General features: G+C 31.8%; 20 protein-coding genes. 15 read left to right on the forward strand and 5 right to left on the reverse strand.

What is annotated here, in order from left to right:
- Positions 1-39 precede the first annotated feature (39 nt).
- The 12 genes from F596_RS0100685 (at position 40) to F596_RS0100740 (ending at position 12,200) form a co-directional block, all read left to right on the forward strand.
- Positions 40-918, forward strand: a complete 879-nt coding sequence (locus tag F596_RS0100685; RefSeq protein WP_024992568.1) for a YicC/YloC family endoribonuclease — start codon at positions 40-42, stop codon at positions 916-918.
- A 66-nt stretch (positions 919-984) separates the two neighbouring features.
- Positions 985-1,557: a guanylate kinase gene (gene gmk / locus F596_RS0100690; protein ID WP_019035468.1), complete on the forward strand. Its 573-nt coding sequence runs from the start codon at positions 985-987 to the stop codon at positions 1,555-1,557.
- A gap of 17 nt (positions 1,558-1,574) precedes the next feature.
- Positions 1,575-2,144, forward strand: a complete 570-nt coding sequence (gene nadD, locus F596_RS0100695; protein WP_019035469.1) for a nicotinate (nicotinamide) nucleotide adenylyltransferase — start codon at positions 1,575-1,577, stop codon at positions 2,142-2,144.
- Positions 2,145-2,515: 371 nt separating this feature from the next.
- Complete coding sequence (locus tag F596_RS0100700; protein ID WP_019035470.1) at positions 2,516-4,435, forward strand: phosphoethanolamine transferase; 1,920 nt, start codon at positions 2,516-2,518, stop codon at positions 4,433-4,435.
- A complete protein-coding gene (locus F596_RS0100705; protein ID WP_019035471.1) occupies positions 4,432-5,493 on the forward strand; it encodes an acyltransferase family protein in 1,062 nt (353 codons plus the stop codon). The genes F596_RS0100700 and F596_RS0100705 overlap by 4 nt, the downstream gene beginning before the upstream one ends.
- Positions 5,494-5,498: 5 nt before the next feature.
- Positions 5,499-6,527 (forward strand): acyltransferase family protein, encoded by a 1,029-nt coding sequence (locus F596_RS0100710; RefSeq protein ID WP_019035472.1) that lies wholly within the window; start codon positions 5,499-5,501, stop codon positions 6,525-6,527.
- Positions 6,524-7,402, forward strand: coding sequence for a decaprenyl-phosphate phosphoribosyltransferase (locus tag F596_RS0100715; RefSeq protein WP_008447087.1), 879 nt, complete (start codon positions 6,524-6,526; stop codon positions 7,400-7,402). Before F596_RS0100710 ends, F596_RS0100715 begins: the two co-directional genes overlap by 4 nt.
- Positions 7,403-7,999 (forward strand): HAD family hydrolase, encoded by a 597-nt coding sequence (locus tag F596_RS0100720; RefSeq protein WP_019035473.1) that lies wholly within the window; start codon positions 7,403-7,405, stop codon positions 7,997-7,999. It abuts the gene before it with no gap.
- 82 nt (positions 8,000-8,081) lie between these two features.
- A complete protein-coding gene (locus F596_RS0100725; protein WP_345908479.1) occupies positions 8,082-8,369 on the forward strand; it encodes a GtrA family protein in 288 nt (95 codons plus the stop codon).
- A 49-nt stretch (positions 8,370-8,418) separates the two neighbouring features.
- The gene (locus F596_RS0100730; protein ID WP_019035475.1) at positions 8,419-9,783 is read left to right on the forward strand and encodes a DUF6080 domain-containing protein; all 1,365 of its coding nucleotides are present in this window, start codon (positions 8,419-8,421) and stop codon (positions 9,781-9,783) included.
- The gene (locus tag F596_RS0100735; protein ID WP_019035476.1) at positions 9,761-11,194 is read left to right on the forward strand and encodes a DUF6080 domain-containing protein; all 1,434 of its coding nucleotides are present in this window, start codon (positions 9,761-9,763) and stop codon (positions 11,192-11,194) included. Before F596_RS0100730 ends, F596_RS0100735 begins: the two co-directional genes overlap by 23 nt.
- A gap of 13 nt (positions 11,195-11,207) precedes the next feature.
- Positions 11,208-12,200 carry a glycosyltransferase gene (locus F596_RS0100740; RefSeq protein ID WP_019035477.1) on the forward strand — a complete coding sequence of 331 codons (993 nt, stop codon included), beginning with the start codon at positions 11,208-11,210 and terminating at the stop codon, positions 12,198-12,200.
- An 81-nt stretch (positions 12,201-12,281) separates the two neighbouring features.
- Here F596_RS0100740 and F596_RS0100745 read toward each other — a convergent pair whose 3' ends face one another.
- A complete protein-coding gene (locus F596_RS0100745) occupies positions 12,282-13,712 on the reverse strand; it encodes an aspartate ammonia-lyase (RefSeq protein ID WP_019035478.1) in 1,431 nt (476 codons plus the stop codon).
- A gap of 400 nt (positions 13,713-14,112) precedes the next feature.
- Between F596_RS0100745 and F596_RS0100750 the strand changes: the two genes are divergently transcribed.
- A complete protein-coding gene (locus tag F596_RS0100750; protein WP_019035479.1) occupies positions 14,113-14,754 on the forward strand; it encodes a DUF4294 domain-containing protein in 642 nt (213 codons plus the stop codon).
- A 5-nt stretch (positions 14,755-14,759) separates the two neighbouring features.
- Here F596_RS0100750 and F596_RS0100755 read toward each other — a convergent pair whose 3' ends face one another.
- Together F596_RS0100755 and F596_RS0100760 are read right to left on the reverse strand one after the other, a co-directional pair.
- Positions 14,760-15,926 carry a MalY/PatB family protein gene (locus F596_RS0100755; RefSeq protein WP_019035480.1) on the reverse strand — a complete coding sequence of 389 codons (1,167 nt, stop codon included), beginning with the start codon at positions 15,924-15,926 and terminating at the stop codon, positions 14,760-14,762.
- Positions 15,927-15,953: 27 nt separating this feature from the next.
- Positions 15,954-16,796 carry a DUF3737 family protein gene (locus F596_RS0100760; protein ID WP_019035481.1) on the reverse strand — a complete coding sequence of 281 codons (843 nt, stop codon included), beginning with the start codon at positions 16,794-16,796 and terminating at the stop codon, positions 15,954-15,956.
- Positions 16,797-17,034: 238 nt separating this feature from the next.
- Between F596_RS0100760 and F596_RS0100765 the strand changes: the two genes are divergently transcribed.
- Both F596_RS0100765 and F596_RS0100770 read left to right on the forward strand, forming a co-directional pair.
- Positions 17,035-19,104: an LTA synthase family protein gene (locus F596_RS0100765; protein ID WP_019035482.1), complete on the forward strand. Its 2,070-nt coding sequence runs from the start codon at positions 17,035-17,037 to the stop codon at positions 19,102-19,104.
- Positions 19,105-19,175: 71 nt separating this feature from the next.
- Complete coding sequence (locus F596_RS0100770) at positions 19,176-19,856, forward strand: phosphatase PAP2 family protein (RefSeq protein ID WP_008447099.1); 681 nt, start codon at positions 19,176-19,178, stop codon at positions 19,854-19,856.
- Between the two features lie 76 nt (positions 19,857-19,932).
- Here F596_RS0100770 and F596_RS0100775 read toward each other — a convergent pair whose 3' ends face one another.
- A complete protein-coding gene (locus tag F596_RS0100775; RefSeq protein ID WP_008447115.1) occupies positions 19,933-20,919 on the reverse strand; it encodes a malate dehydrogenase in 987 nt (328 codons plus the stop codon).
- 598 nt (positions 20,920-21,517) lie between these two features.
- The coding region (locus F596_RS0100780; RefSeq protein WP_019035483.1) for a transposase at positions 21,518-21,757 on the reverse strand (240 nt) is incomplete at its 5' end.

Genomic DNA, 21,757 nt, shown 5'->3' on the forward strand with positions numbered 1-21,757 from the left:
AAATTAGTACTTTTGCAGAAATTTAACGTGAAAAAACTCATGATACTATCTATGACAGGTTATGGCAAAGCCGTCGTAACTTATAAAGAAAAGAAAATTAATATTGAAATTAAGTCGCTTAACAGCAAAGCTCTTGATCTCTCTGCACGCATTGCTCCCTTGTATAGAGAAAAAGAAATGGAGATCCGACGCTTAATTGCTCAAAAGTTAGAACGTGGAAAAGTAGATTTCTCACTATGGGTAGAGAAAGATATTAGTGCAGACGCTACTCATGTTAATACTGTTTTAGTAGAAAATTACTATAAACAAATAAAAGAAATTTCTAAAAACACAGGTATACCAGAACCTTCCGATTGGTTTGAAACATTACTACGTTTGCCTGATGTAACTATGAGGAATGAGGTAGAAATACTTAGTGAAGAAGAATGGAACATAGTATTAAATGGCATTCTGCAAGCTATAGATCATTTGTTAGTTTTTCGTAAGCAAGAGGGTAAGGCTCTTCAGCATAAGTTTAACGAAAAACTCAATAATATAGAAAATTACATGACAGCTATAGAGCCGTATGAAAAAGGCCGAGTACCAAAGATTCGTGAACGTATTATAGAAGGATTAAAGCAGATTCCAGAAGTGGAATATGACAAAAACCGTTTAGAACAAGAACTTATATACTATATAGAGAAACTTGATATAAGCGAAGAAAAACAACGTTTAGCTAATCATCTGCGTTATTTCCGTGAGACTATGGAGGAAAATGGGCATGGATTAGGTAAGAAGTTAGGCTTCATTGCTCAAGAAATGGGACGAGAAATTAATACTACTGGCTCTAAAAGTAATCAGGCAGAGATGCAAAACATAGTAGTAAAAATGAAAGATGAATTAGAACAAATTAAAGAGCAGGTGCTCAATACACTATAATAACCATCTCTTTAATTAGCTATATGCTTACAGAATAAAGCTAATAAGAGTTTTTTATTTTACGATATGCAAGGTAAATTGATAATCTTTTCAGCCCCATCAGGTTCGGGTAAAAGTACTATTGTACAATGGTTAATGCAAGAACACCCTGAGTTACATTTAGCTTTTTCCATTAGTTGCACCACACGGCAGCCACGTGGCAAAGAACGTAATGGAGTGGAATATATATTCCTTTCATTAGATGATTTTAAGAACAAGATTGATAACAATGAGTTTTTGGAATATGAGGAAGTATATAAAGATCGCTTTTATGGGACTTTGAAAAAGCAAATAGAAAACCAACTGAAAGCTGGTCAAAATGTTATCTTCGACGTAGATGTAAAAGGTGGGTGTAATATTAAAGATTATTATAAAGACAAAGCATTAAGTGTCTTTGTTCAACCACCTTCTGTAGAAGAATTACGTCGTCGTTTAATAAATAGGAATACTGACACATTAGAAGCTATAGAAACACGGCTTAAAAAGGCAGCTGAGGAACTAACTTTTGCCAGCAAGTTTGATACTATTATAGTTAACAATAATCTTGACAAAGCAAAAGAAGAAACATACAATATTATTAAGAATTTTCTAAACCATTAGTTTTCAAAAACTATAATATGAACATCGGTCTTTTTGGCGGATCTTTCAATCCTATTCACAATGGGCATATTACCCTTGCAGAAACATTCTTAAAAGAAGCGTCCTTACAAGAGGTGTGGCTAATGGTGTCTCCACAAAATCCTTTTAAAATACATCAAGACCTATTAGATGATAAGAAACGGCTTGAAATAGCTCAGAAAGCACTTATTAACCACCCTAAAATCATAGTTTCTGATTATGAACTCTCTTTACCTAAACCATCTTATACTTGGAACACATTACAACATCTTGCTATTTCTTACCCCGAAAACACTTTTTCTTTGCTCATAGGAGGCGATAACTGGCGTGCTTTTAACCGTTGGAACCATGCAGAAGATATTATTTCCCAGTATCAAATATACATATATCCACGTAAAGACGACCATTTCGCAAGAAAAGAAGTACTACCTAAAAATGTACATCTTCTGCAAGGTGCACCATTAGATATTAGCAGCACTTTAATACGTAATAATGTGAAGCAAGGAATGTCTATACACCACCTTGTTCCACAAAACATTATCCAAGATATAGAAGAATTTTACAGGTAATTTGTAAACATTTATCATATCATTTTATTAAAGGTATGCTTTTGCAGAGTAAAACATCATCTTTTGGTGAGCAAAAGATGATGTTTTACTCTTAAAAAGTTGATGTTTTATAGGGTAAAAGGTCATATCCTCTTAACACTCTTATTATTAAACAATTATGAACGCAACAAGATAGCAAGTAACGCACAGTAGTGTATATCTTTTTTACCTACTCAGAAATTTTTATTATGAGCATGTTTTTTAGCTAAAAGCAGTTTTGCAGAGTATGAATAAATTGTATTATTTTAAATGTTAATTCCCTTTTTACATCGCTACATATAATAAAATAAAAGTATCTTTGCACCTTATTAAATAGCATTAAGCATTATACAATGAAAATATTTACTAAGATTGCACATATTTTCTATAGCATATTAACCCCTATTAGGGCTAATAGATCTTTTTTTATTTTTATGTATCTGCTTGGCATTTTAGTAGCTTATGAGGAATTGCCTGTTAACAATCCAAACGCAAAAGTATACGACAATTTAATACCTGAATTGTTTCTTGATTTATATTTGGTTAGCTTGTTCCTTATGGTCTTTAAGCGACAAATACGACGATGGGTACGATTGGTCTTATATTTTATGGCATATAGTATTAGCTTAATAGATCTATTTTGCTGGGAAAAGTTTCAAACCACTATAAACCCTTCAATACTTTTGCTTATAGGTGAAACTAATAGTAAAGAAGCTAATGAATTTTTATCAAGTTATATTTCTATAGATATTCTTTTCTCTGGAATAGGTTTGATATTAATACTAATACTTATTAACATTATAACAGGGCTTTTCCCTTTTATAAAACGGCATCTTAGTATCTTTAGAAAAATAAAAAAAAGGGATTCTATACACTGCTTTAAGATTATGGCAAATAAAAAAAGTTTGCTTTTTGTGAAAACTTTTAGCGGATTAATATGCACCTTTTTCCTTATTTTTTCTGCTATTTCTTCAGCTCATAATAAAGAGATGATGTATCGCATTTTCTCACTTCACACTATAGGGGCAGTGGAACACGAAATGAGTTTATATCAAAGACAGCCTGAAAAAGAGACACAATTTTACATACCACCTTACCGCTTAGCTTTCGCTATATTCTCAAACAAATTAGCCTCTCACCAGATAAGCCAACTTATAGCAACTAAAGGAAAAGTATGGGTTGATAGCTGTTCCTACACATCACCTAACATCATACTTATTATTGGCGAGAGCTATAGTAAGCATCACTCACATCAGTATGGCTATTTCATGCCTACAACTCCTCACCAAGAGGCTTTACAAAAGCAAGGCTTACTAACCCCTTTTAGTGATGTAGTATCACCTTATAATCTAACAAGTTTTGTTTTTAAAAATATCTTTTCACTACAAGTTGTTGGGGATAAAAAAGATTGGTGCGATTACCCTCTCTTTCCTGAGGTTTTCCGTAAGGCAGGTTATCATGTAACATTCATTACTAATCAGTTTTTACCTCGTGCTAAGCAAGCTGTTTACGATTTTAGTGGGGGCTTTTTTCTTAATCACCCAGAATTATCTGATGCCATGTTTGACAACAGGAATAGCAGATTATATAAATATGATGCAGGGTTATTACACGACTACGATTGCTTTCAGAAGCAATATAACACTGATCATAATCTTATATTGTTTCATCTTATGGGGCAACATGTTAATTATGAACAACGCACACCAGAAAAGGCAAAACACTTTAAAGCAGATGATTATAAGAATATCCGATATGATTTAAACAAAAAACGCAGAAAGATACTGTCCGATTACGATAATGCAGTGTTATACAACGACTCTATTGTGTACCAAATAATAAAACGTTTTCAAGACAAAGACGCTATTATCATTTATATGCCTGATCATGGAGAAGAATGTTATGAAGGAAACCGTGGTTTCATTTGTCGCAACCACTCTGCTGATATAGATTATAACCTTGCACGCTTTGAGTTTGAAATACCTTTTTGGATATATACATCTCCAGCGTATAAAGCCAAACACCATGATATCTATAAACAAATTATAGCAGCAAAAAACAAAAAATTCATGACCGATGCTTTACCTCACATGTTACTTTATTTAGGGGGAATACATACTATATACTATAGAGATGAATATAACATATTAAGCAAAAACTATCAAGAAAATCGTCCAAGAATATTAAAAGGAACTACTGATTACGATAAGTTAGATAGGACAAAAGCTATACGTCAAATACCTTTGCAAAAAAAAGAAAATAATAAAAAATGAAAAGAGAATTACTTTCACGTACAGAATGTAATGCTTTACGCGGATTAGCCATTATTGGTATCTTTCTACACAATTATTGCCATTGGTTAAATCATATAGTACAAGAAAACGAGTACCAATACTTTTGGCATAACTTTACATGGTTTAACCATGAAATGAGTAAAAATTTCCATTCTCTTACTCTCTTTCATATAATATCGTTCTTTGGTCATTATGGTGTCCCTGTTTTCTTGTTTTTATCGGCATATGGCTTATATGTAAAATATGAAGAATCCGATTTTAATAATAAGAAAGAGCCTTCTGCTATATCTTTTATTAAATATCACTGGATAAAGCTATTTAGAATGATGATAATAGGTTTTGTAGCTTTTACTATCATAGATGCTATCACACAAGGTCAGCACCGCTACATGCCTTTAGATATAATTGCTCAATTAGGGCTGTTTAACAACTTACTGCCTAATCCTGATGAAATTATTTGGCCAGGACCTTATTGGTATTTTGGATTAATGATGCAAATATATATTGTGTATCGTTTGATACTATATCGTCGTCATTGGGGATATACCGTTGGCTTAATAATTATTTGTGCAGCTCTTCAGATTATATGCAGCCCTGAAAGCGATGAACTTAATCGCTTAAGGTACAACTTTATAGGAGGAATTTTGCCCTTTGCTTTCGGATTATTATATGCCAAGTTTATGCCACAAGTTTCTAAAAAAACACATATAATTATCTTTATCATATCGCTTTTAGCTATTTATGCTCTTAACATAACTTACTTTACATGGTATCTTATCCCAATATTTGTTTGCATGGCAGCAATAAGTTTTATAAAATTAGTTCATAGTTGTGGACTTTTTATGAATCTTATAATATGGGTTGGAAACATTTCATCTGCTCTATTTATATGTCATCCCATTACAAGAAAGATATTTATCCCCATTTCAAAAGCTGGAGATTATTGGACGGGATTAATACTTTATATCATTAGTTCCATTTGCTTAGCATGGTTATTTAAGGAATTAATGAATAAAATACCTAAACCTAAAATGTAGCTAACATGAAATTTAAGGATATAGAAATAGGAAATATTAGTCGGTTCCGTGGCGAATTAATGGGATCTGCAATGCTTTTTGTTATACTCTTTCATGTAGGTTTACCACGCGATGATATGTTTTTTGGCTTAAGAAGAATAGGAAATATTGGTGTAGATATATTCCTTTTTCTAAGTGGTATGGGCTTATGGTTCTCATGGACAAGCCACCCTTATATAAAGGATTTCTATTTGCGGCGTATACTTCGTGTATATCCTATGTGGATTATCATGGCAAGTCTGTATTATATACCTGACTTTTTATGCCCTAACATTGTACGCCATGGAGGACATAGCACAAGCATTATAGATTTAATAGGAGATATTACTATTAATTGGGATTTCTGGCTTAACGATGAACTCACCTTCTGGTACATTCCTGCCACTATGATGCTATACCTTGTAACTCCTCTTTATCTAAAGATTATTATAAAGCATCCTATATACAGATGGCTACCTATTGTAATGCTTATGTGGTGTATCTTAGTAGAATACGTTACTCCTATTCATGACATCTTTGGTCATTTAGAAATATTTTGGAGTCGTGTACCTATATATTTTATAGGCATCAATATGGGAGCCGCTGTCAAACGTAAGGAGAAAATGGACGGAGCTGCCGTTTGGATGATACTACTTGTTTTTTTTATGGCTTTAGCTTCCAGTATATTCTTAGAACAGGTAAAACATGGAATGTTCCCTATCTTCTTAGAACGTATGTTATATATCCCTCTAACAGTAACATCTATCTTGATACTTAACCGTGCTTTTAGGCATACTCCAAAATGGTTTAACAACTGCTTTAAGTTTATAGGTATGGTTAGTTTAGAGGCTTATTTAATACATGATCATTTTGTTCTTAGATATTTAGAAGAGTTTCAATGGACTTACTGGATTACATTTATTGCTACCTTTTCTTTAACAATACCCTTTGCATGGATATTCCACACTCTTGTTAGTAAATTAGTAATAACTCCTATAGAAAGATTTATTCGATGAAAGATATTATCAAACTAATACGCCCATATCAATGGATTAAAAATCTTATCGTACTGTTACCTATATTCTTTTCGGGGCAGTTGTTTAATCTTAATGCGCTCTTTGCAGGCTTAATAACTTTTTTTTCATTCTCGTTTGCAGCATCGTCTATCTACTGCTTAAATGATATTATAGATGTAAAAGACGATAGACGACACCCTGTAAAATGTAAACGACCATTAGCTTCAGGAGCTGTTAGCATTACGTTAGGTTATATTTTAATATTTATTATGTTTGCACTTTCCATGCTAACGCTTTCCTTTCTGCCTGGAGAACATGAAAAAGTATATGGTGTGATAATTGTTTATTGGCTACTCAATATTAGTTACTGCGTTAAATTAAAGCAATTCGCTATTATAGACGTATGTATAGTTGCTTTCGGTTTTGTTTTGAGAATATTAGCAGGAGGCTGGGCTACTAATATTACATTAAGCAAGTGGATAGTATTGATGACTTTCCTTCTAATGTTGTTTCTTGCGTTTGCAAAGCGTAGAGATGATGTTATACGCATGATAAAAACAGGCGAACCTCCTAGACAAAACACAATAAGATATAATATAGACTTTATTAATCAAGCTATAACAATAACGTCAAGTATAACCTTAGTGTGTTATATTATGTACACTGTAAGTGAAGAGACTATAAAACATTTTCATACACAATATTTATATCTTACAAGTATTTTTGTGTTAGTGGGCATCTTACGTTATATTCAGTTAGCTGTTGTTGATAAAATAAGTGGAGATCCTACCAAGATAATGTTAAAGGATCGGTTTATGCAAATAATAGTATTGCTCTTTGGGCTATCTTTCTTATTTATAATATATTTCCTATAAATGAAACTTTACGCATTCGATTTTGATGGTACTATCACAACAAAGGACACCTTTATAGCATTCATACGTTTTGTAAAAGGTGATCTAAGCACTTTCTTAGGCCTGTTACTTTATGCGCCAATATTAATAATGATGAAGCTTAAACTTTATCCAAATTGGAAAGCAAAACAACAGCTGTTTACTTATTTCTTTAAAGGAATGAATATGAAGGAGTTCAAATTAAAATGTAATGAATTTGCAAGGCACAACAAAGCTCTTATTCGTCCTCTGGCTTTAATAGAGATACAAAAAGCTTTAAAAGAAGGAGAAAAGGTTATAATAATTACAGCAAGTATAGATATGTGGGTACGTCCTTTTTTTTCTGAACTTGATAAAAATATACATATAGTAGGTACAAAAATAGAAGAAAAAGAAGGAAAAGTTACTGGACACTTTGTTACACGCAATTGCTATGGTGCAGAAAAAGTAAATCGCTTAAAAGAGATTATGCCTAATAGAGACAGCTATGAGCTTATATCTTATGGTGATTCACGAGGCGATAAAGAATTATTAGAATATGCAGATAAAGGATATTTTAAGCCATTTAGAAAAAAGTAAATGCAATAAACTTCTCGAAGTAATACGTTTTGGTATAGTAGGGTGCATTGCAGCTTTAATACAATTTATAGTTTACAGGTTAATGATTATATGCGTTAACTCTGAAACGGTATGTGTTATCGTAAGTTATGGTATTAGCTTATGTTTTAATTATATTGCCTCTACAAGATTTACATTTAAGGTAAAGTCATCTTCTAAGAAAGGGGCAGGTTTCCTTCTTTCACATTGTATAAACATATCACTTCAGGTTATATTTATTCATTTTTTCATTTATATCGGTATTGTAAAGCAAATAGCTCTGATTCCTACTATTCTAATTTGCTTTCCAATAAATTTTCTTTTAGTTCGTTTCTTTTTAAAAAGAAAATAGCATTCGCAAGTTATTTCGTAACTTTGCAATATATATTATACATTATATAATGTCTGCGATAAGTATTTTTAAAATAAAAAAAGAAGAGCGCATTCTGTTTTGCGCCATGCTGTTGGTTTTTATATTCTTTAATGCCTTGCTTATATATAGCCATTATAGTATTTATACTATGGGGGCACACGGCGGATTTTGGTCATTATTTACAAAGAATTTTCGTATGTCAGGTTACGACTGCTGGTCATGGATAACTATCTCTGGTATGCGTATCCACTTTGATACTATTAGGCACCCTCTTTATCTTACATTTCTATATCCTCTTTACTTACTTAATAATAGTCTTATAGACTTATTTGGATATAATTTTGCAGTATATTTTATGGCTGTTATAATAATTTTTTCAGCTATTTATTCCACTATTTTTATATATAGAGTGTTCCGAGAAGTAATGGAACTAACACAAAAAGAATCTTGCTTACTCACTATTTTCCTTTTTTCATTTGCACACGTTTTAGTGCCTACAATGGTACCTGACCACTTCATTATATCAATGATGTTCCTTACAATGACTCTTTATATAGTTGGTATAAAAATGAAAAAAAACAAAAATCTAAAACCTTGGCAATCATTTATACTATTATTTTTTACCGCAGGAATGGCTTCTTCAAATGCTGCTAAGACCATATTAGCAGGAATATTTACTAATGGCTGGAAAAAAACATTTCATAAAAAATTTCTTTTTATAGGAATAATCCTGCCTCTTTTAATACTCTTCGGAATAAGACAATATCAATATTATACTTTAGAAATTCCACAAAAAGAAGTTATAAACAATATAGTAAAGCATAATATGGAAAAAGATGCAGCCAAGACTACTGACCATTTCAACAAACGCAACAAATGGCTTAAAGAACATACAGGTAAGGCTGCTGGCAATGGTCCTATTACTAAACTGATAGATATATCAACGCCACGCATAAAAACATTAATAGAAAACTTCTTTGGAGAATCACTTATCCTACATCAAAAATATCTGCTTAAAGATGTATCATGGGATCGTCCCATCTTTGTTACTTATACTCATACCTATAAATATGCTATAGAATGTGTTATAATTTTAATGTTTGTTATAGGATGCATTATTGCTCGCGGTGAGAAATTTTTACAAATGTTATTAACATGGTTTGCCTGCGATATTACTCTTCATATTATTCTTGGCTTTGGCATTAATGAAGTATACATCATGACAGCAGGCTGGGCCTTCATCATACCTATTTCTATAGGATTCTTTCTAAAAAGACTTAATGGTAAATATCGGAACTTTTTACAAGTAACTATTCTCCTACTTACATTATATCTCGCTTTTTATAATTGTTCTCAAATATTCTGTTATAATGCAGTTTTCAACAATATTTAAAATAAAAAAAGAAGAGCGTGTTGCTACCTCTTTTTTCCTTTTATGGCAAATAACACTACACATTATTGTTATTGCTAAGTATTGGCAACTCTTTTCAGTATTTAATGCTAAAACATATCGTAAAGTTGTGCTTAACAATTTTCATATTTCTGGCTTCGACCCGCTAACTTATCTCGTTGTCTCAGATTGGAAATTAGACTTTGATGTTACTCGTCACCCCCTTCTTGCCCCTTTCTATTATCCACTTTACCTTATTAACCACTGCATATACCTATCTACTGGTATAAACATCGCACCTATCCTTATAAGCATAATCTTATTGTTTTGTTCAGTTTATGCCTTCATTTTTATGGTACGTATAGGTAAAGATTTGATACATTTACATATTAAAGAAGCTATAATGTTAGGGTATCTTCTCTTTTCTTTTGCTTATGTCATGTTAGCAGCTATTAGCCCAGACCATTTTATAGTATCGCTATTTATGATATTACTCACACTGTATATTAGCGGATGCTGCATAAAGGAAAATCGTCTGTTAAAAAAAAGTATTACTTTTTTATTATTCTTTTTTACAGCGGGGGTTTCTCTTAACAATGGTCTAAAAACTTTTATTGCTAATCTGATTACTAATAAAAAGGCCTTCTTTCGTCCATCTAACCTTCTCTTTGCAATAATTTTGCCTGGCATAATCTTCCTTTATATAGGAAGATGGCAAGATCACAAGTACAAAGATCCAGCAAGAATAGCCAAACGAAAGTTAGAAGCTGCACAAACAAAACGTGAAAAAATAAAACTATATGCTGCCTTTAAAGACACTACAACGATTAAAGGAGGAAAAAGAATAGATAGTTGTTTTAATATTACATGGGAAAAATATCTTAAACAGAAGAAAAAAAATCGTGATAGAAAACCCATTTTTGCACACACAGGGAAAAAAATGGAACACTTCCCTATGCGGTCTTGGACAGATATTTCTACACCTCGTATTCCTACTCTTATAGAAAATTTCTTTGGTCAAAGCATACAATTACATCAAAAATATGCACTTGGAGATGTATTACGAGACCGACCTATATTTGTTAAATATGATTGGACCTTAAATTATATTATAGAAGGGGCTATCGTTTTACTCTTTCTTTGTGGTATTTATGCAGGAATTAAACAAAGATTATTATGGATAACACTAACCTGCTTTGCACTTGACGTTATTTTATATTTAGGCTTAGGATTCGGTATTAATGAAGTATATATTATGGCTTCAGGCTGGATTTACATAATACCTATAAGCGTGGGATATCTCATTAATAGCTTAAAAGATAAAAGCAGATTACTTGTAACATTATTTATTTCTATACTAACATTATATTTTATAGTGTATAACACTACCGTTTTTCTTATTAACTTTCTATAAACTCAAAAGGAATATGTCTAAATCAGTATCTATTGTAATTTGTACCTATAACGGATCTAAATATCTTTCCCAGCAATTAGATTCTATATTTGCACAAACTTATCCACTACATGAAGTTATAGTGCAAGACGATGGTTCTACTGATGACACTTGGAATATAATCGAAAAATATGCAAACAAGTTCCCTCAGATGCGCATTTATCGAAATAAAGAAAAACAAGGTATTAATGCTAATTTCCTATCAGCTATGCACCAAGCTACTGGAGACTACATTGCTATTGCCGATCAAGATGATATTTGGGAACATAACAAGATAGAAATACAAATAAAAGCTATTGGTGACAGCTTATTATGCAGTGGACATAGTAGACCGTTTTCTAATGATAATTCGTTTACTTATTTTGATAATCGCCATCGAAATGTAAGCATCTTTCGTATGCTCTTTCTTTGTTTACCTGGACATACATTGCTCTTTAAGCGCAAGTTATTATCAATGCTTCCACCTATCAATAATTCTTTTTATAATGTTTCGTTATATGACGCAGCTCTATCTATTACTGCTGCTGCTCATGAAAGTATAATATATGTAGATAAAGTAATAGTAAATTTCAGACGTCATGCAAAAGCTGCTACTTACACTGATTATCATAAGAGTTTGCCATCATGGAGAAATGCTATTACAGAATTAATTTGGAGCTTAAAACATTACCATAAGATGCGCAAAATAGTATTACCCATTTTCAAAGGTAAACTATCCCTAATAGAATATCTTGAGAAGGATATACAAACTGTACAATTACGAGATGCTAAAAAAATAATGTATTTAGAATGTAAACATAATTTTCTTTCTCTTGTTCGTTTACAAATACTTTTTATAAAACATCATAGAGATCTTTTTCATACAAAAGGTAGCAGTATGATAAAAATACTAAGAGCTATACTTTATCCTTTTATGCAGCTATATATGTACAGAAACATATTCTATAGCAAAGATAAATCCTTATGAAATAAAATTCGCAGATTATTAGATTTACTTAATAATCTACGAATATTCCAAATCTTTACTTTATAAATATTAATCTTATTTTTATTTCACTATATCAGTAGAGTCTAACATATGTGTAGGATCTAATATTGCATCAAGTTTCTCCTTTGTAAGGAGCTTATGTTTTAATACAAGATCATAAACAGAGCCACCTGTTAATAGAGCCTCCTTTGCTATCTTTGTGGAATTTTTATATCCAATATATGGATTAAGTGCTGTAACAATACCTATAGAATGCTTTACCATTTCAAGAGTACGTTCCTGATTTACAGTAATACCATCAATACATAGTTCACGAAGAGTATCCATTGCATTAGGCAACCAAGTTAAATCTTCCATAAGACATTCGGTAATGATAGGTTCCATCACATTTAATTGCAACTGACCGGCTTCTGCTGCAATCATTACAGTAGTATCATTACCTATAATCTTAAAGCAGGTCTGGTTTGTAACTTCAGGTATAACAGGATTTACCTTACCTGGCATAATAGAAGATCCTGGAGCCATTGGAGGAAGATTTATTTCATTAAACCCACATCTTGGGCCTGAAGCCAACAAACGAAGGTCATTACAAATCTTTGAAAGTTTTACTGCAAGACGTTTTAAAGCTGAGCTATAGCTTACATAAGCACCTGTGTCTGGAGTAGCTTCTATGAGATTATGCCCAGCAATAAAGTTCTCTCCTGTAGCCTTACTAAGATAGTCTGCACATATTTTAGGGAAACCTGGAGCAGCGTTTAAACCTGTTCCTATGGCTGTCCCTCCCATATTTATTTCAAGTAAAAGATCTACATTACGCTTTAAATTAGCAATTTCTTCTTCTAAATTATCAGCAAAAGCATTAAACTCTTGTCCTGCAGTCATTGGAACAGCATCCTGTAACTGAGTACGCCCCATCTTTATAACATTCTTAAATTCTTCCCCTTTTTTGCGGAAAGCCTCTATTAACAGAGTTAAAGATTTTACTAAATTCTTATTCATTCTAATAAAGGCGTACCTTATAGCTGTAGGATATACATCATTGGTGGATTGTCCACAATTAACATCATCATTAGGAGAACAATGTTTATAATCTGCCTTGTCGTATCCCATAATTTCTAAAGCACGATTAGCAATTACCTCATTAGCATTCATATTAACAGATGTTCCTGCACCTCCTTGCACCATATCGGTAATAAAGTTATTATGATGCTTACCTGCTATTATTTCTTTACAAGCCTCTATTATAGCCTTTCCTACCTTGGGGTCTATTTGTCCAAGCTGAATATTAGTTTGTGCTGCAGCTAATTTTACGTATGCTATAGAAATAACATACTCAGGATAATCACACATACGCTTACGCGATATGTGATAGTTGTTAACAGCACGTTGTGTTTGTACACCATAAAGAACATTTACTGGCACTTGTAACTCACCTAAAAGATCGCTCTCTGTACGAAATTTCTGCTCGCAGTTATTCATTTTATTTGTCATATCTTTTTTTTTTATTTATATATCTCGTGAAATTATAAGAGATAATTAGTTTAACTATACTTTTTATTATTTATTATTATCAATAATCTTTGGTATAATAATTAATATCAAAATTATTATAAAAAGAGTAACTTCGGTTGTAGTAAAAATAGTATCATAGTCATAAACAAAAAGAACATTATTAAAAATTACTTTCACAAAAGTACCTAAATAATAATCATAGCATTATATTATAGCATATCTTTTTATGCGTATTAACATTATTTTACCATATCAAAATTATTGATACAGTTTCTTTTTATACTGATATAATTTACCTTTATTACAATAATATACCTACAACATGCTTTTTTTGGTAAAAGATATAATAAAGTTCAGAAATAATAAGTAATTTTGTTGTATGTTTTGTAAGAAAGTATTTTATATATTAATATGGCTGATAGGTATATTTTCTTCATCGGCTTTAGCACAAGATCATATTAATCCAGAGGACAGAGTGGTGGACATGGACTCTCCTACATTTGTCCCAATGGTGCATATTGGTAAGATAAAAGTGGGAAAAGATAGCATTCAATATGTCAAAACTAATAATATTTATATATTTCCATCAATGGAATTTAGGAATAAAAAAGAGCAAATGGCATATAACCGCTTAGTATATAATATAAAGAAAACTCTCCCTATTGCAAAAGAATGTAATCAGCTTATTTTAGAGACAGGTGCTTATATAGAAACTATTCCAAATAAAAAAGAACGTTCAGAACACTTAAAAAAGGTAGAGAAAGAGATTTGGGAAACTTATAAACCTCGCATGAAAAAGCTTACTTTCACACAAGGCAAGTTACTCATAAAACTTGTAGATAGAGAATGTAATTCTACTTCTTATGATATAGTAAAGGCTTTTCTTGGTCCTGTTCGTGCAGGGTTTTATCAAGCCTTTGCATGGACATTTGGAAGTAGTCTGAAGAAGCGTTATGACCCTAAAGGAGCCGATCGCCTTGTGGAACGTATTGTGTTACAAGTAGAGGCTGGTCAGTTATAGTTCGTTTATAATAACTTTTTTATTACTTTAGTCATACGTTGCAAACCTTCTATCATTGTTGCTCTTTGAGTGGCTATATTTATACGAAGGTATCCCTCTCCATACTTCTTGCTATACAATGTCCCTGAATTAATAAAAACGTGTGCTTCTTTTATTAATTGTTTAGAAAGAGTTTCTGCTTTAATGTTTAATGCTTCTATGTTAATCCATACAAGATATGTTCCTTCCAATCTTAAAACTTCTATCTGTGGTAATTCCTTTTTTAAAAAGTTTTTAAGAGTAACATAGTTGTTGTTTATATATACATTTAACTCTTTAAGCCAATCCTTGCTTTTGTTATAAGCAGCTTCTAAGGCAATGGGTGCAAAAGGATTAACATCGCATATTTCAAAGATATTTATAGCTCTATCTATTTTGTATCGTAAAGTTTGGTTCTTGCAAATAATATTTGCTATTTGAAGTCCTGCTATGTTAAAACTTTTAGTGGGAGAATTAAGAGTGATACAATTGTTTTGACAATTTTCATTAATAGCAGCAAAAGGTGTAAAAGTATATCCTGGCATTATAAGTTCACAATGAATTTCATCGCTTATAACCATTACGTCATGTTTAAGACATATAGTATTTATCTTTTCAAGCTCTTCTTTTGTCCATACACGTCCTGATGGATTATGTGGATTACATAACAAAAAAATAGTAGTCTTTTTATCAGCACATTTACTCTCAAAATCTTCCCAATCCATTACATAACTATCATCTTTTCGTCTTAAAGGTGTTTCTAACACTTCACATCCTTGATTCTTTATGCTAGAAAAGAAGCAGTTATATGCAGGACTTTGTATTAAAATCTTTTCTCCGGGCATTGTTAGTGCATAGATAGTAGCACTAATAGCAGGAACAACACCTGTTGTATAAATTATCCAACTTTTATCTATAACCCAATCATGCTCTCTATTAAACCAGTTAATAATTGATTCATAGTAGCTCTCAGGCACAGATGTATATCCAAAAACTCCATGTTTTACACGTTCTTCTAATGCTTTTTGTATTTCAGGAGCTGCAAGAAAGTCCATATCAGCTACCCACATCGGAATTATATCCTTATCACCTATTTCGTCCCATTTTACAGAATTAGTACCACGACGTATAATTTCCTTATCAAAGTTATACATATCTTTTTATATAATTGTGTTATATTATTAACGAATAACTATTGTGGTTAATTTTTCTTTAGCATATTTATCATAAGTAACCTTACCTATTTTATCAGCAGAAATATATCCTGATATAGGGTTTTTTATTTCTGTAATAGCCCCTATAATATTTGCATTGATATTTTTAGAATCTTCGAAGCATCTATCGCAAGCAACATCGAAGGTACAATCTTCAAGAGTTATTCCGTTCATATAACAAAGAGGCTGCTCACCACTTATATGACATTGCACCATTTTTATGTTTTTACTATGCCAGCCTATGTATTCTCCATTTAGTTCAGAATTATATATTACAACGTTTTCACACTCCCAAAAAGCATCTTTAGTTTCTATCTTAGCATTATGTATTTCTACATTTTTACAGTATTGAAATACGTATTTAGCATCAGATACCAAACCATCTACATAGATATTTTTAGAAAACATAAAGGGATAAGTTCCCTCGTGTAAAAGCACATTATGTAGTTTTAATCCGTCAACCTTCCAAAAAGTTTCATCAGCATCATTTATTTTCACATTATCTAATTTAAGATTTTTCATCTCACGAAAAAACTTAGGACCATCAATAATGCTATCTTTCATTACCATATTATTAGAATACCAAATGGCTGAACGTGATTCTTCTGCAAAATAACAATTAGTAATTACGCTTTTATCTACATGCCACCAAGGGTATTTACCGTAAAATTTAGATGCATTACATTCTATATTTTTACAAAATTTAATTCCAGATTCTCCATCAATAATTTCTATATTTTCAAGTCGTGTGTTCTCAATACCAAATAGAGGACGCTCGCCTTTAAACGTTTTGTTTTTTATTAAATCCATTATTTTATAGTGTGTTTATATAGGAAGATGTTGTTACTGATTAATAATCATGAAACACATATATTTTTTTTAATATTTATGTGATAATTTATTTTTAATGGCAAAGTTATAGTTTTTTATTTAAAAAACGCATAAAGATAGTTTTTCTATGCTGTTTTTGTTAAAAGTCATAGCTATAAATATGACATACTTTTAAAAATTATACTTACTTTTGTAGGTGGAAAATTATATGTAAAAAATGGCTAACATAAGTACATTCAAACAAAACCCTATTTTTTTTATTGTAAGCAATTTCCTAAAACTTTATATCTTTTTAGGTTTATTGCTTCGTATAACATTAATGATAACAGCTCCAAGCGATGCTTCATTTTGTTTTTTTGAAATACTGCGTAGTATAGGGTTAGGATTACTTTCTGACATTGGGACATGTTTGCTGCTATTAATTCCTTTATTTGTGCTTTATCCTATGCTGAATGAAGCAAAATATAATAAGATAGCAGGAGTATGTATAGAGGCATTACTTATTATATGTTTCGCTTATAGTTTTTGGCATAAAAATATTTTTTACGAATATGGTGGTGTTGTTCCTAATATAGCACAGATATTGTTAGGTTGGAAAGTTTTTAGTTTTTCTATACGCTTTTTTATTCCTAAGATACGCTTATTATGGCGTAGCTGTTCTTTATATTTTTCTTGGATATTATATGTGGGATTATTATTTTTTATATCAATAGGTGAATATCTTTTTTGGGAAGAATTTGGTGTTAGATATAATTTTATAGCTGTTGATTATCTTATATATACTAATGAGGTTATAGGTAACATTATGGAATCATACTCTATTATTCCTGTAATAATTACCGTTATAGTATGTTCTTTAGGTATTATATGGTTGCAATCCAGAAAGGCTCACTTTAAGCTAGAACGTCTTTATAATGTTAAGACTCTTTGCTTTCATATAATATATTTTATCCTTTCCGTGTTAGTGGGTTGGGGTATATTAACAGCTATAGACCCTATAACGGCTAAAAACCATTATGTTGATCAGATAGGACGTAACGGTATAGACTGTTTTGTACGTGCTTTCTTTAATAATACTCTTGAATATAATAAGTTTTATACAATGCTTCCCGAGAAAGAGGTTAAGCGCAATTATTATAAGTTAGCAGATTTAAATGCAAATGGAGAAAAAGAATTAAGTACTAAAGGTGTATCACAATTAAAAAATATTGTATTAATTACTGTAGAAAGTCTTAGTGCCGATTTTCTTACCCGATATGGTAATAAGCAGAGTATTACACCTAACCTTGATGTATTGATGACAAAAAGTCTTGTTTTAGACAGTTTGTTTGCCAATGGTAACCGCACTGTGCGCGGCTTAGAGGCTTTGTCTTTATGTATACCGCCTGTGTCTGGGGAAAGTATTATAAAACAAAAAAACAACAGAATGGGCAATCTTTCTGTTGGAGCACAGCTTAAGAAGCTCGGTTATACTGTACAATTTATGTACGGAGGAGATAGCTATTTTGATAATATGAGCAATTTCTTTTCAAATAATGGATATGAAATAATAGATCGTAAAAATATTGATCCTGCAAAGATTACTTTTGCAAATATATGGGGAGTATGCGATGAAGATATGTTTAACAAAAGCCTTGAGGTATTTGATAAAGATGCTGCTAAAGGCAAACCTTTCTTTGCCCAGATAATGACTACAAGCAATCATCGCCCTTATACATACCCAAAAGGCAAAATAAAATATGATGGTAACATTCATTGTCGTGAGGCTGCAGTAAAATACACAGATTATGCTATCGGCAAATTTATATCTGATGCTACTCATAAATCATGGTTTAAGAATACTGTCTTTATCATTATAGCAGACCACTGTGCCTCAAGTGCAGGTAGTACCTCTTTACCTATTGATAAATACCATATTCCTTGTTTAATTTATTCTCCTAATTTTATTCGTCCAAAGGTAATTTCTACCCTTTGTTCACAAATTGATGTTATGCCTACTGTCATGGCTATGTTACGATTACATGTTAAAGTGCGCTTTACAGGACAAGATATATTTTCTCCTTTATATAAGCCACGTGCTTTCATGGCTACTTATCAAGATTTAGGCTATTTAGAGAATGATAAGCTAACGGTATTGTCTCCTGTAAAGAAAATACGGCAATATGCTGTAAAATATAAAAAAGGCGAAGAGGCTAAAGAGTATCTCTTATCACAACAAGATTTACCACTCTTAAAGAAAGCACAGAGCTATTATCAGTATATAAATCTTTATTTAAAACGAAAGTAGTATTTATGAAAACCTCTTTAGCTCTTTTATTTTATAATAAACTTTATATATAATAAAAAATTGCGTTTTGCATGGGAAATATTATTTATATGTTAGACCATTATGATAAAGTCCTTATGCTTTATCTCAACTTTGATGGTGGTGTAATGATTGATAACATTTGGAAATTATTCTCATTACCTATTATATGGCTTCCTTTAGCCATTATGTTTCTTTTTGGTTTAATACGTCATCATGTTCCTTTTACCACCATTCTGTTAGTTATAGTCTTTTTTGCTTTAGCAGTAGGACTGTCAGACTTTATATCCTCAGGACTTATCAAGCCTTTTTGTGCAAGACTTCGTCCTTCTCATTGCATAACTATTTGTAATAAGCTACATTATGTAGATGGTTATCGTGGAGGAGAATTTGGCTTTGTCTCAAGTCATGCTGCCACCACCTTTAGCATCTTCACTTTTATTAGTTTGTTACTACATAAAAAACGTATCACTTTTCCCTTGCTCTTTTTAACCATTTGCATCTGCTATTCTCGCATTTATTTAGGAGTGCATTACCCCGGTGATATTCTATGTGGAGCAATTGTAGGAATATCTATGGGGGGAACATCTTACTTAGGACTTATTTATGTGTATCGTGTGAGTAATATCTTACCTTATTATTTACTTGTAAGACGTGTTGAAAAAGAACTTTATTATACTATTTGGATAACATTATTCGCTCCCATTATCATTGGAATAGGTAATTCATATTAAAACTTTTCACATATAAAAAGATAAGAGGACGTAAAAAATACGCCCTCTTAACTTCTTACTATATATATCTATATTTTTACAAATTTGGGTTCATTTCCTTCCACTTATCAATAGATGGAATGATACCTAAAGTGATAATTTCCTCACGCATTTTGCAAAGATGCTTATAAGATGCTTCCAAAGCAGCAACTTCTTCAGAAGTACCTGTAGGTTCTGTAAAATGAACTCCTGTCTTATCTATCGTAGTAGGCATAGCCATCATTACATTCTTAAACTTTTCGTTATTTACATAACAACCTGCTGGCAATGTAAATTTATCTCCACCCATAGCTGCTTCTATCATCTTAACAGAACAGTAAGCTGGGCTTTGGAACGAACTACGACCACGGAGCTTAATAATATTAGAACCACCCTGAGTAGTACGCTGTTTTATTTCAGCCCACTTCTCCTGAGAAAGTCCTTTTTCTGATAATGGTGTACCATCAATAGTAACCTTAGATGCAAATACAGCCATCTGCTCACCATGACCACCATATGTGTGGGCACCCTGAACCTTATCTTGCTGAACACCGAACTCTTCAGCAAGAGCTTGTTGAAGTCGTGTAGAATCAAGAGCTGCAAGAGATGTTAGCTGATTTGGTTTTAGACCTGAATGGATTAAAGTAGTAAGAGCTGTAACGTCTGCAGGATTAAAAATAACAACAACATGCTCTACGTTAGGGCAATATTTCTTAATGTTATCCCCAAAATCGGCAGCTATCTGGCAATTGCCTTTTAAAAGATCTTCACGAGTCATACCTTCTTTACGTGGAGCTCCACCTGAAGAAATTATATACTTAGCACCTGTAAAGGCCTTCTCAGGGTCAGTAGTGTAGCTAAGATTTGCACCAGCAAAAGCACATTGACACATTTCTTCATAAACACCATGTACTCCAGGCTCATAAATGTCGTAAAGGCATACATTAGGTGTTAAACCAAGAGTGAGCACACTCTGTACCATGTTTGAGCCGATCATACCACCAGCACCTACGATGACAAGTTTGTCGTTAGTTAAATAATTCATACGTTATTTATATTATAAGTTTATATTTATAGTTGTGAATAACTTTATCACAAAAGTAATAAAAAAAGGAGGAAGCACCATACATATACCCCTTTACTTAACGTTATTTTATGCAAAAAAATGAAGTTGGTAAGTGGGGTTAGCAAAATTGATGTTAGACAAAGAGGTTTTATATCGTTATACGACATATTTCATACAACGGAAAGACATATATTAATTACAAAAATAAATTATTTTTATTGCATTTTCTTGTTATTTTTCCTATAAAAATAATTTATTTTTTATTTTTAAAGATAACCTTTTCTTGCGAAAAAGACTATTAATTGCTAAAAGAAAGGTTACCTATTACTCCCTCTAAGATATTACATATTAAAGGAAACAGATTTTAAAAGGCTAACACCTAAAGATAAACGCCAGCCCTAAACTTAAGATTAATAAAAGTTTTTATAGTACAACCATAAGATAATAAGCCCTCGTATAAGATAATAACCTGTTTTATTAAAAACAATAAAAGCCCTGATAAGAAAATCCTAACAGGGCTTAACATATAGCATTATAATATTTTATAGAAACATATAAACCATTACTTAGTCGTCCCTTAAAAACTATATTTCAGCATAAAGTTTGTACTGACAAGCTTTATGCTGATTCTTTTTATAAGGCACAAAAGAGCTCTCATAGCTCTTTTGAAGTTATATGCTGCCGCAGCTAATAATACATTGATAGCATCTCCTTTCACACCTTTATAAAAGTTGCGAGATAATCGGTGGTCTGCTTTAAGATGTCCTATTGTTGGTTCTATACCTGCTCGTTTACAAAATAGTTTGTGTTTCTTTTT

This window comes from Prevotella amnii DSM 23384 = JCM 14753 (assembly GCF_000378745.1).
Classification (GTDB): Bacteria; Bacteroidota; Bacteroidia; order Bacteroidales; family Bacteroidaceae; genus Prevotella; species Prevotella amnii.

Bases quoted from the DNA above. Each gene is read 5' to 3' on its own strand.
- F596_RS0100720 (WP_019035473.1), top strand. From the start codon at position 7,403: ATGAAACTTTACGCATTCGATTTTGATGGTACTATCACAACAAAGGAC.
- F596_RS0100740 (WP_019035477.1), top strand. From the start codon at position 11,208: ATGTCTAAATCAGTATCTATTGTAATTTGTACCTATAACGGATCTAAA.
- F596_RS0100770 (WP_008447099.1), top strand. From the start codon at position 19,176: ATGGGAAATATTATTTATATGTTAGACCATTATGATAAAGTCCTTATG.
- F596_RS0100700 (WP_019035470.1), top strand. From the start codon at position 2,516: ATGAAAATATTTACTAAGATTGCACATATTTTCTATAGCATATTAACC.
- F596_RS0100765 (WP_019035482.1), top strand. From the start codon at position 17,035: ATGGCTAACATAAGTACATTCAAACAAAACCCTATTTTTTTTATTGTA.
- F596_RS0100755 (WP_019035480.1), bottom strand. From the start codon at position 15,926: ATGTATAACTTTGATAAGGAAATTATACGTCGTGGTACTAATTCTGTA.
- gmk (WP_019035468.1), top strand. From the start codon at position 985: ATGCAAGGTAAATTGATAATCTTTTCAGCCCCATCAGGTTCGGGTAAA.
- F596_RS0100725 (WP_345908479.1), top strand. From the start codon at position 8,082: ATGATTATATGCGTTAACTCTGAAACGGTATGTGTTATCGTAAGTTAT.
- F596_RS0100730 (WP_019035475.1), top strand. From the start codon at position 8,419: ATGTCTGCGATAAGTATTTTTAAAATAAAAAAAGAAGAGCGCATTCTG.
- F596_RS0100775 (WP_008447115.1), bottom strand. From the start codon at position 20,919: ATGAATTATTTAACTAACGACAAACTTGTCATCGTAGGTGCTGGTGGT.
- F596_RS0100745 (WP_019035478.1), bottom strand. From the start codon at position 13,712: ATGACAAATAAAATGAATAACTGCGAGCAGAAATTTCGTACAGAGAGC.
- nadD (WP_019035469.1), top strand. From the start codon at position 1,575: ATGAACATCGGTCTTTTTGGCGGATCTTTCAATCCTATTCACAATGGG.
- F596_RS0100715 (WP_008447087.1), top strand. From the start codon at position 6,524: ATGAAAGATATTATCAAACTAATACGCCCATATCAATGGATTAAAAAT.
- F596_RS0100750 (WP_019035479.1), top strand. From the start codon at position 14,113: ATGTTTTGTAAGAAAGTATTTTATATATTAATATGGCTGATAGGTATA.
- F596_RS0100735 (WP_019035476.1), top strand. From the start codon at position 9,761: ATGCAGTTTTCAACAATATTTAAAATAAAAAAAGAAGAGCGTGTTGCT.
- F596_RS0100685 (WP_024992568.1), top strand. From the start codon at position 40: ATGATACTATCTATGACAGGTTATGGCAAAGCCGTCGTAACTTATAAA.
- F596_RS0100710 (WP_019035472.1), top strand. From the start codon at position 5,499: ATGAAATTTAAGGATATAGAAATAGGAAATATTAGTCGGTTCCGTGGC.
- F596_RS0100760 (WP_019035481.1), bottom strand. From the start codon at position 16,796: ATGGATTTAATAAAAAACAAAACGTTTAAAGGCGAGCGTCCTCTATTT.
- F596_RS0100705 (WP_019035471.1), top strand. From the start codon at position 4,432: ATGAAAAGAGAATTACTTTCACGTACAGAATGTAATGCTTTACGCGGA.